This is a genomic window from Exiguobacterium sp. s133, from assembly GCF_018618595.1.
Taxonomy (GTDB): domain Bacteria; phylum Bacillota; class Bacilli; order Exiguobacteriales; family Exiguobacteriaceae; genus Exiguobacterium_A; species Exiguobacterium_A oxidotolerans.
Window position 1 is genome coordinate 208,224 of sequence record NZ_JACSMK010000004.1, and the last position, 18,553, is coordinate 226,776.

The 18,553-nt window shown below is 44.4% G+C and carries 17 protein-coding genes and 2 tRNA genes; 16 read left to right on the forward strand and 3 right to left on the reverse strand.

Going from position 1 to position 18,553, the window contains the following annotated elements; genetic code table 11:
• Positions 1 to 41 precede the first annotated feature (41 nt).
• From KNP96_RS07950 to KNP96_RS07960, 3 genes are all read right to left on the reverse strand, one after another.
• Positions 42 to 620, reverse strand: coding sequence for a 5' nucleotidase, NT5C type (locus KNP96_RS07950; protein ID WP_235195212.1), 579 nt, complete (start codon positions 618 to 620; stop codon positions 42 to 44).
• Positions 621 to 713: 93 nt separating this feature from the next.
• Positions 714 to 1,823, reverse strand: coding sequence for a flavodoxin-dependent (E)-4-hydroxy-3-methylbut-2-enyl-diphosphate synthase (gene ispG / locus KNP96_RS07955; RefSeq protein WP_029332972.1), 1,110 nt, complete (start codon positions 1,821 to 1,823; stop codon positions 714 to 716).
• 182 nt (positions 1,824 to 2,005) lie between these two features.
• Positions 2,006 to 2,479, reverse strand: a complete 474-nt coding sequence (locus tag KNP96_RS07960) for a hypothetical protein (RefSeq protein ID WP_214765403.1) — start codon at positions 2,477 to 2,479, stop codon at positions 2,006 to 2,008.
• A 224-nt stretch (positions 2,480 to 2,703) separates the two neighbouring features.
• Between KNP96_RS07960 and KNP96_RS07965 the strand changes: the two genes are divergently transcribed.
• From KNP96_RS07965 to KNP96_RS08040, 16 genes are all read left to right on the forward strand, one after another.
• Entirely contained in the window at positions 2,704 to 4,344 is a 1,641-nt protein-coding gene (locus tag KNP96_RS07965) for a Na/Pi cotransporter family protein (protein ID WP_088836579.1), read from the forward strand.
• Positions 4,345 to 4,465: 121 nt separating this feature from the next.
• Positions 4,466 to 4,539, forward strand: a tRNA-Met gene (locus KNP96_RS07970).
• Positions 4,540 to 4,551: 12 nt separating this feature from the next.
• Positions 4,552 to 4,625, forward strand: a tRNA-Ile gene (locus KNP96_RS07975).
• Between the two features lie 115 nt (positions 4,626 to 4,740).
• Complete coding sequence (locus KNP96_RS07980) at positions 4,741 to 6,201, forward strand: alpha-amylase (protein WP_088836580.1); 1,461 nt, start codon at positions 4,741 to 4,743, stop codon at positions 6,199 to 6,201.
• Positions 6,202 to 6,294: 93 nt separating this feature from the next.
• Positions 6,295 to 6,903, forward strand: a complete 609-nt coding sequence (locus tag KNP96_RS07985; RefSeq protein WP_088836581.1) for a superoxide dismutase — start codon at positions 6,295 to 6,297, stop codon at positions 6,901 to 6,903.
• Positions 6,904 to 7,047: 144 nt separating this feature from the next.
• Positions 7,048 to 9,120, forward strand: coding sequence for a peptidoglycan D,D-transpeptidase FtsI family protein (locus KNP96_RS07990; protein ID WP_088836582.1), 2,073 nt, complete (start codon positions 7,048 to 7,050; stop codon positions 9,118 to 9,120).
• Positions 9,121 to 9,344: 224 nt separating this feature from the next.
• A complete protein-coding gene (locus tag KNP96_RS07995; RefSeq protein ID WP_088836583.1) occupies positions 9,345 to 10,289 on the forward strand; it encodes a PstS family phosphate ABC transporter substrate-binding protein in 945 nt (314 codons plus the stop codon).
• A 95-nt stretch (positions 10,290 to 10,384) separates the two neighbouring features.
• A complete protein-coding gene (gene pstC, locus KNP96_RS08000; RefSeq protein ID WP_088836584.1) occupies positions 10,385 to 11,326 on the forward strand; it encodes a phosphate ABC transporter permease subunit PstC in 942 nt (313 codons plus the stop codon).
• Position 11,327: 1 nt separating this feature from the next.
• Positions 11,328 to 12,236, forward strand: coding sequence for a phosphate ABC transporter permease PstA (gene pstA, locus KNP96_RS08005; protein WP_088836585.1), 909 nt, complete (start codon positions 11,328 to 11,330; stop codon positions 12,234 to 12,236).
• 94 nt (positions 12,237 to 12,330) lie between these two features.
• Positions 12,331 to 13,107 (forward strand): phosphate ABC transporter ATP-binding protein PstB, encoded by a 777-nt coding sequence (pstB, locus tag KNP96_RS08010; protein WP_239456901.1) that lies wholly within the window; start codon positions 12,331 to 12,333, stop codon positions 13,105 to 13,107.
• 16 nt (positions 13,108 to 13,123) lie between these two features.
• Positions 13,124 to 13,786 carry a phosphate signaling complex protein PhoU gene (gene phoU / locus KNP96_RS08015; RefSeq protein ID WP_088836587.1) on the forward strand — a complete coding sequence of 221 codons (663 nt, stop codon included), beginning with the start codon at positions 13,124 to 13,126 and terminating at the stop codon, positions 13,784 to 13,786.
• Positions 13,787 to 13,894: 108 nt separating this feature from the next.
• Positions 13,895 to 14,617 carry a DUF4912 domain-containing protein gene (locus tag KNP96_RS08020; RefSeq protein ID WP_214769929.1) on the forward strand — a complete coding sequence of 241 codons (723 nt, stop codon included), beginning with the start codon at positions 13,895 to 13,897 and terminating at the stop codon, positions 14,615 to 14,617.
• 35 nt (positions 14,618 to 14,652) lie between these two features.
• The gene (locus tag KNP96_RS08025) at positions 14,653 to 16,836 is read left to right on the forward strand and encodes a glycoside hydrolase family 57 protein (RefSeq protein WP_214765399.1); all 2,184 of its coding nucleotides are present in this window, start codon (positions 14,653 to 14,655) and stop codon (positions 16,834 to 16,836) included.
• Positions 16,837 to 16,940: 104 nt separating this feature from the next.
• Complete coding sequence (rpmG, locus tag KNP96_RS08030) at positions 16,941 to 17,090, forward strand: 50S ribosomal protein L33 (protein ID WP_012369771.1); 150 nt, start codon at positions 16,941 to 16,943, stop codon at positions 17,088 to 17,090.
• 58 nt (positions 17,091 to 17,148) lie between these two features.
• On the forward strand, positions 17,149 to 17,697 hold the full coding sequence (locus KNP96_RS08035) for a 5-formyltetrahydrofolate cyclo-ligase (RefSeq protein WP_214769931.1): 549 nt from the start codon (positions 17,149 to 17,151) through the stop codon (positions 17,695 to 17,697).
• Positions 17,688 to 18,470 carry a DUF92 domain-containing protein gene (locus KNP96_RS08040; protein WP_214765397.1) on the forward strand — a complete coding sequence of 261 codons (783 nt, stop codon included), beginning with the start codon at positions 17,688 to 17,690 and terminating at the stop codon, positions 18,468 to 18,470. The genes KNP96_RS08035 and KNP96_RS08040 overlap by 10 nt, the downstream gene beginning before the upstream one ends.
• Positions 18,471 to 18,553: the final 83 nt, after the last annotated feature.

Genomic DNA, 18,553 nt, shown 5'->3' on the forward strand with positions numbered 1-18,553 from the left:
TGTATAAAAAATGGAAAAAAACAGCCGGATAAGGCTGTTTTTTAACGGATTGGAGCGAATTTATAAATCGTTTGAACGGCTTCATCCCAAGAAGAAACACGAATGATGTTCTCTGGAAGTGCTTTTCGATTGTAAGGAGCATCGAACAAAATAACTGGAATTGACGTATCTTCCGCAATTTGTAACGCATTCTCTAATCGATCCTCCATGAATAAATCGAGTGATAGATCACGTACAACTTGAACCTTGTCATGCGACCCGGTCATGATGAGCGAGTCGAGTGGTAACTCATGGCGCGCAATCCATTCTTCCGTAACCGGTCGAACGATTTCTGAGCGTGCCGTTACGTAGTGCAAATCAAAATGTTGACGTAATTCCCATAAATGTTTTTGGACAAATGCCTGAGGCGTAGATTCTCGATAAATACCGAGCTCATGACCAGACTTGACCATGAATTCCCAAAACTCGATTTGTCCCATATCCGTATACGTATGCAATTCATATTCGGATGCCATTTCGAAGTCAATCGAAGTTCCTAAATACTTGTTCATATAGTTAAAACATGAAGACGGGTGCGTAATCGTCCCATCGATATCGATGCCGATTTTCAATTGGATCACCTGCGTTCCTTAAATTTCTGTCATTAGTATAACATAGTCGAAAAACGGATATGAAAAGAACCCTCTTCAATTAAAAAGAGGGCTCTTCAACAATTAAACTTGGTTGGCTTTCGCCGCTTCTTTTTCAGCTTCTTTTTCAAGAACGATTGCATCGATTTCTTTTTTCAATTCTTCGACCATCGTCGCTTCAGGTACTTTACGGATAATTTCTCCGTGGCGGAACAGAAGCCCTTCGTTACGTGCTCCGGCAATTCCGATATCCGCTTCACGTGCTTCACCAGGACCGTTGACGGCACAGCCGAGTACAGCAACTTTGATGTTGACTTGAATCTTATCGATATAATCCTCGATTTCTGCCGCAATCGCCATCAAGTCGATTTCAATCCGACCGCATGTTGGGCAAGAAATCAATGTTGCTGCGTTTGCTGCGAGACCAAATGATTTCAAGACTTCTTTTGCGACTTTCACTTCTTCGACTGGATCAGCTGATAGTGAGACACGGACCGTGTTCCCGATACCGCGTGAAAGAATCGCACCAAGACCAGCAGCGGATTTTAATGAACCAGTACGTAAAGGACCTGACTCTGTAATACCGACATGAAGTGGGTAGTCAAATGATTCAGATGCTAACTGATAAGCTTCAAGCGCAAGCTGAACGTCAGATGCTTTAAGCGAAACAATGATGTCATGGAAGTCAAGGTCTTCAAGAATCTTAATGTGGTGTAAGGCACTTTCGACCATACCACGTGCTGTTGGGTATCCGTATTTCTCAAGAATGTGTTTCTCGAGTGAACCAGCGTTGACACCAATCCGGATTGGAATATTTTTAGCTTTTGCAGCTGTGACGACCGCTTCAACTTTTTCGCGACGACCGATGTTACCCGGGTTGATCCGGATTTTGTCGACGCCTGCTTCGATTGCCATGAGCGCAAGTTTATAGTTGAAATGAATGTCGACGACAAGCGGAATGTTGATTCGGCTTTTGATTTCAGCGAGCGCAAGTGCGTCACGTTCTTCTGGACAAGCAACGCGGACGATTTGGCATCCGGCTTCTTCAAGTCGTAAGATTTCAGCGACAGTCGCTTCGACGTCGTGTGTTTTTGTTGTTGTCATACTTTGAATGATGACTTCATTATTTCCACCAATGACAAGGTCCCCAACACGAACGGGACGAGTCTTAGAGCGATGGACCATTTTCGGCATATCGAAAATCTCCTTTTGTGGCATAGCGCCATATTGTGTAAGTTTACCTTCTCTATCATATCGAACTATTCCCTAAAAATCGAGAAACAAGAACGAAATTCGAACATTTACAATTCTTTAATAGAAATAAGCAACTGTCAATCCGCCGGTAGACGGAGCTGAGACGAAGAAGTAAGGCAGAATCACGACTTTGGACGAGTATTTTTTTTTCGCTTCCGCGCTGAGAAAACGGGCAGTAAAGAATAAATGAAGTGACCGACTAATAGGAGCGTCACCCCAAGTGCTGTGAATCCGAGCTGATAACAGAGGACACCGACTGGAAAGCTCCATAAGTTAGCAGCAACCGTATACGGAAAAACTTGCCGGTACGCCCATGGTCTTTTGAGTATCCAATCAATCAACCAACGATTCAAATACGACATCAATAGAAGAAACAGTAAAAGCGCGATGGCGACGAAAATGAAATGGAGCATAAACCAGACGATGAATGGAACCGTTTTGATGATAAATATACTATCGATGACTGTCGTCCAAAATGAAATCCACGCTAATCCACAAAAATAAAGGGAGACATCGGCAAGGCGAGTCTTTAAAAAAGATCGGTTTGGAACTAAGGTGGTTTGTAAATAATTAATAAATTGTCTTAAAAAAACCATGATAACACTCTTTTCTCTGTTTCATAACAGTGGTGTAGTGAGTTTAGGAACGCTTGTAATAAAGGGTTTTCTCTGTTTTGGTACAGGTTAATAAAACCTTAACATTCAAATGTTGATAAAACTATTTACAAGTTCAACGGACCTTTACATAATAGGAGAGGTTGAAACAATAAAATCTTAACAAAAAATCAATCCCACTTTTTTAGATATGAGGAGATGAAACGATGAATTATGATTTGCAGGAAATGATTTTCACTTTTATTGGTGGACTCGGTATTTTCCTATTCGGTATTAAGTATATGGGAGATGGGCTCCAAAAAACAGCAGGGGACCGACTTCGTTACATTTTAGACAAATACACATCGAACCCGTTACTCGGAATTCTTGCCGGTATTGTCGTCACGGTCTTGATTCAATCATCGTCAGGTACGACCGTTATCGTCGTTGGACTCGTCAGCGCGGGTCTGATGAATTTACGTCAAGCAATCGGTGTTGTCATGGGGGCTAATATCGGAACGACGATCACGGCCTTCATCATCGGCTTTAACGTCAAGGAAGCAGCCCTTCCTGCAATCGCGCTTGGTGCGTTTCTCATCTTCTTCTTCAATAAAGAACGGATTCAATACATCGGACAAATCTTCTTCGGTTTCGGTGCCTTGTTCTATGGTTTGACATTGATGGGTGACGGCATGAAACCACTTCAATCAAGTGAGTGGTTCCGTGAACTGACGATTTCGATGTCAGACAATCCGTTACTCGGTGTGTTCGTCGGGACGGTCTTTACGTTCCTTGTCCAGTCGTCCTCTGCGACGATTGGTATTTTGCAGGAGTTATACTCTGGTGGCATGATTGATATCAAAGCAGCTCTCCCGATTTTATTCGGGGATAATATCGGAACAACGATCACGGCAGTACTCGCAGCACTCGGTGCATCGATTGCCGCAAAACGGACAGCAGCAGCACACGTCATCTTCAATATCGTCGGTACGATTATTTTCTTAGTCGCCTTACCTTTGTTCTCGACGTTCATCGCTTGGATCACAGGTGTACTCAATCTTGAACCGAAAATGCAAATTGCCTTTGCACATGGTACGTTCAATGTCGTCAACACATTGATTCAATGTTGGTTCATCGCACAAATCGCATGGCTTGTTAAAAAGGTCGTTCCGGGAACAGACACGACAGTCGATTCAAAACCACGTCATTTGGATCAAAACATCTTGAATCAATCGTCTTCACTTGCGCTTAACCAAGCAAAAATGGAAGTCTTACGGATGGGTGAGTTCTCGAAAGAAGCACTCGGTAAAGCACATCGCTACACGCAATCCCATGATAAAAAAGATGTTTCTGACGCTGGTCAGATTGAATATGCAATCAACCATTTGAACACGGAAGTCACGAACTACCTTGTCAAAGTGGCGGCGAACGATCTTTCTGAACGTGAATCGAATGACCATTCGCTCTTAATGCATGCGGTCAATGACTTCGAACGGATTGGTGATCATGTCGAAAACGTAATCGAACTCGTTGACTTCCAAATCGTCAACCGGATTGAATTTACGCCAAAAGCGAAAAAAGAGTTGGATGAAATGTACGTTCTAACACAAAAAATCGTCGATACGGCAATCAAAGCAGTTGAACGTGATGATGTTTCGTTAGCACGCCAAGTCCTTGAATTAGAAGGGAAACTCGATTCACTCGAGCGTTCATTCCGTAAACACCACGTCTTACGCGTCAATGCCGGGGAGTGTACAGGTCAAGCGGGTATGATTTTTGTTGATCTGTTATCGAACCTCGAACGGATTGGCGATCACGCCGTCAATATTACAGATTTAGTACTCGAACAACGTTCGGGAACGGCTTGAATGAAATGAATATAAGCGGGAGGGACTTCTGTAAAGAAGTCTCTCTTTATTTTTGTGAAATAATTTATTGACATTTTAGATGCTTTCCATTAATCTAATTGTAGTTGTTTTAATTCATTATGGCGGTGTAGCTCAGCTGGCTAGAGCGTACGGTTCATACCCGTGAGGTCGTGGGTTCGACTCCCTCCGCCGCTACTATTTATTTAAGGACCCTTAGCTCAGCTGGTTAGAGCTGACGGCTCATAACCGTCCGGTCGCAGGTTCGAGTCCTGCAGGGTCCATTTAATAAACGCACACTCCTGTTTAGGGGTGTGCGTTTATTTTTGTTCGCTTGGGGAATATTAAAGATATTGTAATAATATTCATACTATAGTAATTGAGGGAGAGCGAAGAGAGATGGAACGTAACCATACAATGATGCAGTTTTTCGAGTGGCATGTAGAAAATGATGGGAAGCATTGGCAACGTTTAAAAGAGAGAGCGCCGGAGCTTCGTGCTGCAGGCATCACATCTGTTTGGATTCCACCAGCTTCTAAGGGGCAATCAGATGAAGACACAGGGTATGGGATATACGATGTTTATGATTTAGGTGAGTTCGATCAAAAAGGAACGGTTCGGACGAAATACGGGACGAAAGACGAACTACTTGAAGCAATTCAAGTGGCACATGAAAATGATATCGCTGTTTATGCCGATGTCGTCATGAACCATAAGGCGGCAGCAGATGAACTGGAGACGATTAATGTCGTCGAAGTTAACCCAGAAGATCGGTCGAAAGAAATTTCAGAAGAATTCGAAATCGATGCATGGACAAAATTTACTTTCCCAGGACGTGACGGGAAGTATTCTGATTTTGTTTGGAATCATGAATTCTTTAACGGAACGGATTTTGATGCGCGAGAAGAAAGAACCGGCGTCTTCAAAATTTCCGGAAAAAATAAAGACTGGAACAACCAAGTCGATAGCGAATTCGGGAACTATGATTACTTGATGTTTGCGAACATCGATTACAATCATCCTGAAGTCCGCAAGGAAATGATCGACTGGGGGCACTGGTTCAAGGATACACTCGATTGCCAAGGATTCCGACTCGATGCAATCAAGCATATCAATTACGAATTCGTCAATGAATTCGCGAAATCAATGATGGGTGAAAATCCAGAAGATTTTTATATGGTCGGTGAATTTTGGAAATCTGACTTAGATGATTGTCGTCACTTCTTAGATAGCGTCGACTATACAATTGATTTATTCGATGTTCCGCTTCATTATAAGTTCCACGAAGCATCAGAACAGGGGAAAAAATTTGATTTGACGATGCTCTTCGCAGATACACTTGTTGAGTCGCATCCGACGAATGCTGTTACATTCGTTGACAACCATGATTCGCAACCAGGCGAATCGCTTGAGTCGTGGGTCGATGATTGGTTTAAACAACATGCTTACGCATCCGTTCTCCTTCGTAAAGACGGTTATCCGTGTGTCTTTTACGGCGATTATTACGGTGTACAAGGACCACATCCAGTCGAAGGTAAAAAAGAGATGATCGATGCATTGCTGTACGCCCGCTACCATAAAGCATACGGGAAACAAGAAGATTATCTCGATGATCCACACTGTGTCGGTTGGGTCCGTCACGGAGTCGAAGAGTTCCCGAACTCGGGTTGTGCCGTACTATTGTCAAATGCAGACATGTGTGAAAAACGGATGTTCGTCGGAGAAGATCGTGCTGGTGAAGAATGGTTCGATTACACAAATCACCAAGATGAGCCTGTCGTCATCGATGAAGAAGGATTTGGTGTTTTCCCTGTTCCGGGTGGTGGTGTCTCTGTATTCGCACCACGCGATGAACAATAAAATGTAAGGGTCATTACTTGCGTTATACCCGTCATTTTTGCTAGTCTTAAAAGGTATTGAAGTTCCGAAAATAGGATAAAGGGGGACATGAAAATGTCAAAATTTGAATTACCAGAACTCGGCTACGCTTATGATGCGCTTGAGCCACATATCGATGCTCGTACGATGGAGATTCACCACTCGAAACACCATAATGCTTACGTCACGAACGTCAACGCGGCGCTCGAAGGCTCGGAACACGAAGGGAAATCATTAGAAGAGTTGCTTCAAAACCTTGATGCGCTTCCTGCTGACATTCAAACAGCAGTTCGCAACAACGGTGGCGGTCATTGGAACCACTCATTCTTCTGGAAATTGCTTAAAAAGAACGACGGTGCTGCACCATCAGGCGAACTCGCTTCAGCAATCGATGAAGCATTCGGTTCATTCGATGCATTCAAAGATGCTTTCGCTAAAGCAGCTACAACACGCTTTGGATCTGGTTGGGCATGGCTCATCGTCGAAGGTGGCAAACTTGCTGTCGTTTCGACACCGAACCAAGATACACCAGTCATGGAAGGTAAAACGCCAATTCTCGGACTTGATGTTTGGGAGCATGCATATTACCTGAACTACCAAAACCGTCGTCCGGATTACATCAATGCATTCTTCAATGTCATTGATTGGGATCACGTTGCCAAGCTTTACGCTGACGCAAAATAATCGTTTTTAAATGCTAGAACCGTGTCCCCGGTAAGAGGGCACGGTTCTTTTTTTAATGCGGAAAATGATGGGATAGGTTGTTATGGATTGTTTCCTTCTATATAATAAACAAAGATGACTTTTTGAACGATAGGGGAGTACGCCATGGCGAAACGAATCACGGTAAGAGGAAGACGGCGTAACCACTTGCCGCTTCGATTAAATTTAATGTTCTTTGTTGTTTTTTTATTATTTGCGATTTTGATTTTCCGACTTGGTGTCGTCCAAATTGTCAATGGTGAAAAAATCTCACGAGAAGTTCAAAAAACAGAGATGATCGCTTCAAAGTATGAAGTACCACGCGGGAAAATTTATGACCGCGATGGACGATTGCTCGTCGATACGATTTCAAAATATTCAATTGTCTACCGACGCTCGCAAAATACAAAGGTCGATGAGCGGATTGAAACAGCTTCACGTCTCGCTGCCATCATCAATTTACCGAAAGATGATTGGAAGGTAACGGAACGTGACTTAAAAGATTACTGGATCGCGACCAATACAGAAGAGTCGAAACGTCGTTTTGATGCTGTCATGAAAGAAAAGTATCCGACATTGGAAGAACGAAAAAAGTTATCGATTGCTGAAGAGAATCAAGTCATGCTCGATACAATTACAGAGAAAGATATTGATTATGATGATAAAACAATGGAAATCGTCGCAATCAAACACAATATGGAAGTCGGGTATGCGCTTGATCCACAACTTGTCAAGCTTGGTGCGACGGCAAAAGAGATGGCGATCATTGACGAAAATCTCGAAGACCTGAAAGGTGTTTCTGTGGAACCGTTCTATGAACGATCTTATCCATATGAAGGAACGCTCCGGAACATTTTCGGAAAGTACTCGAAGATTCCTGCTGAGCAACAAGCGGAATACAAGGCAAAAGGGTACAGTTTGAACGATCGGGTCGGAACATCGTTTTTAGAACAACAATATGAAGATTTACTGCGCGGTAAACCGGCATATGATGTGTATGAGACGTTTAACGGCGAACCAGTTGGTGAGCCGAACCGCGAAGAAGGAGAGTCTGGAAAAGACCTCGTTCTGACGGTTGACGCGGAATACAACAAACAGGTCGATCAAATCCTCCAACAAGCGATCAAGATGGGTCGCGGCATGGGAAGCGGCTATCTTAAAGAAGGTTATGCGGTCGTGATGAACCCGCAAACGGGTGAAGTTTTAGCGATGTCGGGACAAAAACTCGATACGGCGACGAATAAATTCAGTGACGTCGCAATCAATAATGTTCTGACCTCACTCCAAATCGGATCGACGATTAAAGGGGCGACGGTTGCAATGGGACTTGAAGAAGGCGTCATTCGTCAAAATGAAGTCATCAATGATGCGCCGATTACAATCGGTGGGACGAAGAAGGCTTCTTACGTCAACATGGGGCCGATTACGGATTTGACGGCGCTCGAACGCTCGTCAAACGTATATATGTTCAACATCGCAATGCGGATGGCAAATTATCCGAGTAATGGGATTGCAGGGGCGAGCGTCGATGCTGCTGCAGCCATCATGCAAAACTATTACAGCCAGTTCGGGCTCGGCGTGACGACTGGGATTGATTTACCGTACGAAGCGAAAGGTGTGCAAGGGACACCGGACCGCGTCACGCTCTTGATGGACCGTGTCATCGGGCAATATGACGCGTTCACTCCGTTACAAGTCGCGCAGTATATCTCCACACTCGCGAACGGCGGCTATCGTGTTCAACCGCATTTCTTAAAAGAAGTGCTCGCATCGAATTCAATTGAAGAAGATACAAAACAAGTCGAGTATAGCTTCGAAACAAATTACTTGAACCGAATCGAAGTCAGCCAAGACAACATTGATCACGTCCGCGAAGGATTGCATCGAGTCGTCAAAGGAGAGCGCGGGACTTCTAAAGTAATTGCGCTGACAGGAATCGATGCGGCGGCTAAGACAGGTACGGCACAGGTAAGCGTATATGGTGAAGACGGGATTGCATTACGTGACAGCAGTGGTCAGCCGGTTCGTTCATTAAACTCGAACCTTGTCGGTTGGGCACCATACGATAATCCAGAGATTGCATGGGCCGTATTCCTTCCATATATGGAGCAAGAAACGGTCAACTCGAAAATTGGGCATGATTTAGTGAAGGCGTACTTCAATGTAAAAGATATTCCGTGGCAGACTAAGCCAAATTAACTAGAAGAGCGAAGGTGAGGAAACTCATCTTCGTTTTTTTTATTTGGATTGACCTTTTTTTATAATGTATTTTGAATTGTAAACTGCAAAAAACAAGCCTTTACAATTCTTTTACGTTGGATTCATTTCGTTTTAATAGTTCATCCGTATTATAAGTCTTGTAAGGGAAACGGATAAAAAGTCGTATTGGTATAAGCGACATACTTCGAGGAGGAAATTTAATCATGTCTTGGATGAAAAAAACAGCACTTATCACAACAGTAGCTTCAATCGCAGTAGTCGGTGCAGCATGCGGAAATGACGAAGGAAGCTCTTCGAGTTCGTCGGATCTTTCAGGAAAGATTGCAATTGATGGATCGTCAACAGTTTTTCCAATCATGGAAGCAGTCGGAGAAGAATATTCGATTGAACAGCCAGATGTAAACGTAACGGTCGGTGTGTCTGGGACAGGTGGCGGATTTAAACGCTTCGTCGTCGGTGAAACAGATCTTTCGAACGCTTCACGTGAAATCAAAGAAGAAGAAGCAGCAGAAGCAGAAAAAAATGGAATTGAATATACACGAATGGCACTAGCGCTTGACGGATTAACAGTTGCAGTAAGTAAAGAAAACACATGGGTCAAGGAATTGACGATTGACCAGCTCAATAAAATGTGGCAGGATCCGAACGTCAAAACATGGAAAGATGTCGATTCATCTTACCCAGCAGAACCAATCAAATTCTTCAGCCCTGGTAAAGACTCAGGTACATTCGATTACTTCAATGAGGAAGTAATGGATGAAAAAGATATGCGTAAAGACGTCCAGCTTTCTGAAGATGATAACGTCCTCGTTAAAGGTGTCGAAGGAACAAAAGGCGCAATCGGCTACTTTGGTTATGCGTACTATGCTGAAAACAAAGATAAGTTAAAAGAAGTACCGTTATCGGCTGAAGGAAAAGATGCTGTTGATCCAACACCAGAAACAATCAACGATCTTTCATATCCGTTATCACGTGAAATCTACACGTATGTAAACAACAAATCACTCACTGATAAAAAACAAGTCGCTGACTTCGTGAAATTTACGAATGAAAATGCCGGTGATTTAGCGGAAGAAGTCGGTTACGTCAAAATGAAGCAAGAGCGTTATGACGAAAATGCAAAAGCAATCGAAGATGCAATGAAATAAACATCCGAATAGGAGGGTGACTTAAAAAGGGGGGAATCTCTCCCTTTTTAAGTCCCGTTCTTATGTAGGAATGATGAAGTAGGGAGCGAAGAAGGATGAATTCATCATCAAAAAACTCGGTTCGCGAGCTGATTCAACAGAACCGAAAACAAAAATTCAGTATGAAAAACATCATGGAACGAATTATGCCAATCATCTTATTTTTATGTGCGTTTGCTTCGGTCGTTACGACCATTGGCATCATTCTCACGTTAGTCATCGAAACGGAACATTTCTTTGAAGTCGTCTCAATCAAAGAATTTTTCGGTAGTACGAGCTGGTACCCGTTGAACTCGGTTCCAGAGTACGGAATCTGGCCGCTCGTCGTCGGAACACTTGAGATTACCGTGATTGCGATGCTAGTTGCCGTGCCGATCGGACTCACATCTGCTATTTATTTAAGTGAGTATGCGTCAGAGCGCGCACGTCGTGTGTTAAAACCAATTCTTGAAGTCTTAGCAGGTGTCCCGACAATCGTCTTCGGTTTCTTCGCGTTGACGTTCGTCACACCTCTACTCGTAAAGTTAATTCCCGGTCTTGCGATTTACAACGCACTCAGCCCAGGGATTGTCGTCGGAATCATGATCATCCCGATGATTGCCTCGATTTCTGAGGATGCGATGAGTTCTGTCCCGAAAAAAATCCGTGACGGTGCACTCGCACTTGGTTCGACACGCCTTGAAGTGGCTTTAAAAGTCGTAGTTCCGGCAGCACTTTCAGGTATCATCGCGTCGATCGTCCTAGGGATGTCTCGTGCGATTGGTGAAACAATGATTGTGACGATTGCCGGGGGATCAAATCCTACTGCAACCGTCAATCCGCTTGAACCTGTCCAAACGATGACAGCTTATATCGTTCAAGTCGCGCTTGGTGATGCGGGATATGGAACCGTTGAATATTATAGTATCTACGCTGTCGGTACGCTGTTGTTCGTCTTTACACTTGTGATGAACCTCCTCGCGAACTGGATTACGCGTCGTTTCAGAGAGGAGTATTAAGATGGCCTTACCAGAAAAACAACCTGTACAAAAAAAGTTCATTGATCCAGTTGCAGTAAAAAAATCAATCAGTCAGCGTCTTGTCGTCAACAATGTGACGAAAGTGATTTTCTTGATTGGTCTCCTATTTGGTCTCGTCGTTCTTGGTATTCTTCTTGTCGGCGTACTTCGTGATGGTGCTGCATGGTTATCGCTTGATTTCCTTCAGAATGGCCCATCACGACGTCCAGAACGCGCTGGAATCTATCCTGCACTGATGGGTACGATCTTCTTAATGCTTTTAATCGTTCCAATGATTTTCATCATGGGTGTCGGAGCTGCGATTTATTTAGAGGAATACGCGAAAAAAGGGCGGATGACATCGTTCATCGAAGTCAACATCTCGAACTTGGCAGGCGTACCTTCAATCGTTTTCGGTTTACTCGGTTTAACATTCTTCGTCCGGAATATGGGCTTCGGTTCAACATTGATCGCTGGAGCGTTGACGCTCGCGTTAATGAGCTTACCGGTCGTCATCGTATCGTCGCAAGAGGCGATTCGTTCCGTGCCGCAAGCGATGCGTCATGCTTCACTTGCACTTGGTGCCTCGAAATGGCAGACGACGTTCAAAGTCGTTTTACCGGCGTCACTTCCAGGTGTCATTACGGGAATCATCTTAGCTGTCTCACGTGCGATCGGTGAAACAGCACCGCTTATCATGGTCGGAGCAGCCATCTTCATCGCCCGTGCACCAGAAGGGATCTTTTCAGAGTTTACGGCGTTGCCGATTCAAATTTATAACTGGACAAGCCGTCCGCAAGCTGATTTCCAAGGTCTTGCTGCAGCAGGAATCATTGTCTTGATGGTGATTTTATTGACAATGAACTCACTTGCAATCTGGATTAGAAATCGTTTTTCTAAACGTTATTAATCGTAGGAGTGTGCTGAATCGTTTTTAAGGAGGAACACAGATGATGGATACGAAGCTGACGACAAAAACAGCCGAGAAAGAAGGGGCAACAACTATGAATCAACCAGTAGCTGCGCAAGACAGTGTATACCGTGTCGACAATTTAAACTTATGGTACGGCGATGACCACGCCTTAAAAGATGTCAACTTAGATATTAAACAAAACGAAGTCACGGCAATCATCGGACCGTCTGGGTGCGGGAAATCGACATTCATCAAAACCTTGAACCGGATGGTCGAGCTCGTGCCAATCGTACGGACGAACGGTGTCATCGAATATAACGGCCGGAACATCTTCGATAAAGAATATGAAGTGGAAGAATTACGGACGTCCGTCGGAATGGTTTTTCAGCAACCGAACCCGTTCCCGAAATCGATTTACGATAACATCGCGTACGGACCACGTGTCCACGGTGTCAAAAACAAAAAGATTTTAGATGAAATCGTGGAACGTAGCTTGCGAGGTGCGGCGATTTGGGATGAAGTCAAAGATCGTCTGAATGAAAATGCCTACGGATTATCAGGTGGGCAACAACAACGTCTTTGTATCGCGCGGTGCCTTGCAATCGAACCGGATGTCATCTTAATGGATGAGCCAACTTCAGCACTCGACCCGATTTCGACACTCAAAGTCGAGGAACTCGTCCAGGAGTTGAAAAAAGAGTACTCGATCATCATCGTGACGCATAATATGCAACAGGCAGCACGTGTCTCAGATAAGACGGCATTCTTCTTGAACGGAGAAGTAGTGGAGTTTGATCAAACGGATCGTATCTTCTCGAATCCGAGTGATAAGCGGACAGAGGATTATATTTCAGGACGATTCGGATAATTAGGAGGAACTTTCAATGGCAGCTCACCGTACGATTTTTGGAGAAAATCTAGCAGTACTCGATCAAAAAGTCTTTCTTCTTGCCCGCAAGACGATGCAACAGATTGCGACGACAGCAGAAGCACTTGAAAAATACGATCTCGACATCGCGCGTACAGTGATTGAAAATGATAACGAACTTGATGCGCTGGAACTTGAAATTAATGATGATGCGATTCTTTTGATTGCGAAACAACAACCAGTGGCAACGGATTTACGTCGACTCGTGACAGCGATGAAAATCGCAACAGACTTAGAGCGGATTGCCGATTATGCCGGAAACATCTCGAAAGCGGTTTTACGTGTCGAAACATTTCCTTATGTCATCGACATCTCGCTTCTAAAAGAAGCGTTTGAAACATTGCTTGATATGACGGAAACAGCCATCGTCGCCTATCGCGATGGTGATATCGAAAAAGCAAAAGCGTTATCCGATCTCGACAACATCATTGATGAGACGACATATAAAGCGCTTCGCCAATACATGCGCCATATGTCATTGCAACCGATTGTTGTCGATGAAATCATGCAGTTTACGAACATCTGTCGCTACATCGAACGGATGGGCGACCATTTGACGAACGTCGGGGAGCACCTCATCTATCTCGAAAAAGGGAAACACTACGACTTAAATAACTAACTTGAGTAGGTACGAGGAAAATCCTCGACCTACTTTTTTTCGTAAAGGAATTTGAAACAAGTTTGTAGAATAGGAAAGAAGTGAATAAAGATAAAGAGGTGATAGGTAATGCTTGATAAAATCATAAAATTAAAAGAACAAGGACTGACGACAAAACAAATCGCTGAGAAATTAGAGTCGACGGAAGGGAAAGTGAAATATGCGTGGAGTAAGTACCGAAAATCACTTTCAGAACCAACGGACAAAAAAACAGCAACTCCTAAAAAACAACAGAAAACCACTCCATCGATGAAAGTGGCTGCGAATGAAATCGTTCCTGCTGTCATCGCCATACCATCGCTTGAACGGGATGCATTCGGGATGGCGACGCACTATGAAGATGACATCATGCATGCCATCGTTCAATCGCCGACGGCATTGTACGTGTACTGGGAGCTCTCGGAGTTATCTCGTAAAATGTTAGAGACGCATTACCATGCAGCGTTCGATTCATTCCGTAAAGAACTTCGAATCATTGATGTGACGTTAGTCGAGTATGAAAAAGGTGAAGCGAACCGGACGTATCAATTTGAACTGCCGGAAATGACGAACTCTTGGTTCGTTCGTCCGTTATCCCCAAACACTACATACATCATCGAATGGGGAATTCAAACGATTGATGGTGACTTTGTTCCGGTACTACGTTCGAAGCCGGTCGAGACGCCGCGTGACGAACCTGTCGTTGAAGGGCGATTCGCTGAAGTCGTCGCTCGTTGGCAAAATGGAGAAGTCGAGCAACCGGAATGGGTAGAAGTTTTACGACCGTATTCTTATTTCGACCGAATTCGTTGAGCTAAAAGATAGAAAGAAGGAGAGGAAGAGAAAACATGCGCAAAGGCTATTTTTCACTCGTTTTACATGCCCATTTACCTTATATTCGTCATCAGGAAGCTCATCGTCTAGAAGAGCGTTGGATGTACGAAGCGATTTCAGAAACGTATATTCCGTTATTATGGGAAATTGATCGTCTGGAGCGTCCGCTCGGATGGACGATTAGTATTTCTCCACCCGTCATTGAAATGCTTGCGGATTCACTGATTCAAGAACGTTATGTAGAGCATTTAGATGATACATTACGCTTAATTGATCAAGAACTTGACCGCGATTTAGTGGCGGAAGAACGGGATGCCCTGCTTTTCTACAAAGAACGGTACCGTGACTTAAAAAATACATTCGAACATTGGGGTCGCGATTTAAACCATGCCTTCCGTCATTATAAAGAAGCGGGTTACCTTGAATTGATGACCTGTACGGCAACGCATGGTTTCAGTCCGCATATGTTATCAGAGCAAGCTGCCCGGTCAGAGATTCAAACTGGATTAAACTGTTTCGAACGTCATTATGGATTCCGTCCGACGGGTCTATGGATGCCGGAATGTGCCTACACACCAGGTCTTGATAAAATCATGTACGAAGAGGGGATTCGTTATACATTCGTAGACGAACATTCCATCTTAAACGCTGATCCTGCTCCGAAACACGGCATCGGCGCACCGGTCTATTCGCCACATGGTGTTGCACTGTTTCCGCGCGATCAAATCATTTCTGGACGCATTTGGAGTTCTGTCATTGGTTATCCGGGACACCCGAACTATCGTGAATTTTACCGCGATCTTGCCTATGATCGGGAGTGGGACCAAATTGCAGAATTCATGCATCCTGAAGGACTCCGCTACGATACGGGCTTAAAATTACATCGTGTTACAGGAGAGTCCGATCAAAAGGCTTTTTATGTCCGCGACTGGGCTTGGAAACAAACGGATGAGCATGCAGCTGACTTTGCGGAAGCATTGGCGGAGCATCTTGACCAGCACAGTGGACAAGATTTCCCACCCTTCCTTGTCACGGCGCCATTCGATGCAGAACTGTTTGGACATTGGTGGTTTGAGGGACCGGACTTCCTTGGTAAAGCCATGGAACGACTTGAAGATGTTGGGGTCGAATCGATTTCACCTACAATGTTCCTCGAGCGTCATTTTGGCGACATCGAGACGGTGCACGTCGCAATGGGGACATGGGGCCGGAAAGGGTATGCGGATGTGTGGATCAATGAACGGAACGACTGGATGATTCGTCACTTGCATCAACTTGAAAAACGATTAGCCGGTGTCATGGCGCGTAATCGTCATCAAGATGGTTTGACGGTCAAAGCAAAACGTCAATTGATTCGTGAATACTTGCTCGCGGTTTCGAGCGACTGGCCGTTCATTCTCGATGGACAGACGACGGCACAATATGCGGCGAATCGATTCCGTGAACATATTAAGCGATTTGAAGAAACGGAGCGGTTACTTGACGCTGGAGAATTAACGACCGACTGGCTTGAAACGCGTTATGCCGAATATCCCTTCTTAGCGGATACAGACATCGAACCAGACGTCTATTTGACGACGCATGACTACTATGTTGCGGTGCAACGTGAAACGTCATGGAACGATGCTGCGATTTTACTCGTCGCAAAAGATTACCAAGATTCGAACCGACCAATTGCTGAGTTTGCGAAGCGATTGGCAGGAGCGGGAGAAAATGTCTATGTCATCACAGAAAATGAGACGGCTTATCGATTTGAAGATGGCGTTCATATTTACGGCGTCCGCATGACGGGCCTACCGCTCGTTCAGACTTACAATCAGTTGGCCGGATTAAATCTTGCCGTGTTGCGTCAAGCGCAAGCCCTGCATAAAATCGTAGAATTCCGCCTTGTCCATAACTTTACGATGGAGACGGCGTCGGCTGCTCAATCGTTTGCTGAGATCAACCAGTTGCCGCTTGTCAGCAATGTGTACAATCTTGAGAGTGAGCGTTCTCCAGCGAGTAGCGGTGGTTTAGTTGTTGCGATTAAACGATTAGAGGGCGAAGCACTTCGTCATTCACAATTGATTTATTTAGAACGTGAAGAAGCGCGACAAGGAATCGAAAATGATTATCATGTTGCTCAAAAACCGCTTGAATTCCAAGTGAACCTTGAAAAACCATACGAACAATTGGCGATTCAGAAAAAGAACGGATGAACAGTTGCAATTCCGTTCCTTTCTTGGTACGATACTTGAGTATGCTTAACCTTATGTAAAGCAAAAACACTTGATACATTGAGAGCTAGATAGGAGGGAATCCCATGCGCGTTAAAATTACTTTGGCTTGCACTGAAACTGGTGACCGTACTTATATCACTAAAAAGAACAAGCGTAACAACCCAGAGCGTCTTGAGTTGAAGAAATACAACCCACGTCTCCGTAAGCACACACTTCACCGTGAAGTAAAATAATTGAGATGGAAGCCGTCACCTTGTGTGATGGCTTTTTTTGTGAATGGGGGAATACTATATGAATAAAAAAGCAGCGCGATGGGTAATCGGTGAGCGACTGAACGAGTTGGAAAACCGGCAGGAGCGGGAACGACGAATTGCAGAGCAGTTATTTGTATTGCCAGAATGGATGAGTGCGACATCAATTGCGGTGACCCTCTCGTTTCGAAACGAATGTTCAACGGATCGAGTCATTCAACAAGCATGGGCGGATGGAAAACGTGTCGTCATTCCGAAGGTCATCGGTCAAGAAATGAGATTTTTTGAACATTCGCCAAGCAGTCGACTGATTGAGAATTCGATGGGGATTTTTGAACCGGATGCAACTGCTTTTGAAATTGCATTGCCGACGATTGATCTTTGTATCGTACCGGGTCGTGCCTATATGCGTAATGGCTATCGCTTAGGATGGGGCGGTGGGTTTTATGATCGTGCGTTGATTGATTTTTCAGGTCCGACGCTTTCGATTGCATTTGCCGTTCAAGTCGTGGAACGATTCGAAGTAGAATCATTTGATCGCCCGGTTGATACAATTGTCACTGAAGATGAGGTCATTCAATGTCATTAACTGTTCTTCTATTCATCTGCTTAGCTCTCGGATATGCTGGCTATCAATTTGGATTATTAACGAAAAGCGGTGCATTGTTGACGATACTTGTCGGCAGCACGGTCGTCTATGCGCTCGATTATGAAGGATTAGTCCTGTTACTGTTATTCTTCGGTAGCTCTAGCCTGTTATCAAAACTCGGTAAGGCACGCAAGCAGTCCGTCGATCAAATCGTCGAGAAGGATGGTGCACGAGATGGTTGGCAAGTACTTGCCAACGGTGGAACCGCTATGCTTGCTTCGATAGGCGTTGTACTGACAAATGAATTTGATTTTTTATTAGTTTTCTTGATTGTCATTGCTGCTTCGAATGCAGATACATGGGCATCCGAGATTGGTCCGCTTTCTAAAAAAGAACCGATTTCAATCCGGACGTTTAAACCGGTCTTACGAGGAACGAGCGGCGGGGTATCTTTACTCGGGACACTCGCGACAATCATCGGTGCATTATTTATCGCGACAGCGGGTGACATTCTATTCGATTTGTCCGTAAAGCAATGGTTGATCGTCGCGGCCGGAGGTGTCCTTGGCAGTATTCTCGATACGGTGTTAGGCGCTACCGTTCAACGAAAGTATCGTTGTCAGATTTGTGGCAAAGAAACCGAGAAAAAAATCCATCATGGTACTACGACACAATATGTCCGAGGGTGGAAGTGGCTAGGGAATGACGCCGTTAATTATTTGTCCAGTACGCTAGCGGGGCTGATTGGTTTCATGTTGTATCGATTGTGGTAATGGAAGGTGAAGTACCTGACTTCCTTATGTTAGGATATTGTTGACACAAATTAGACAAAATGTGACCGTTTACACAGTCTTTA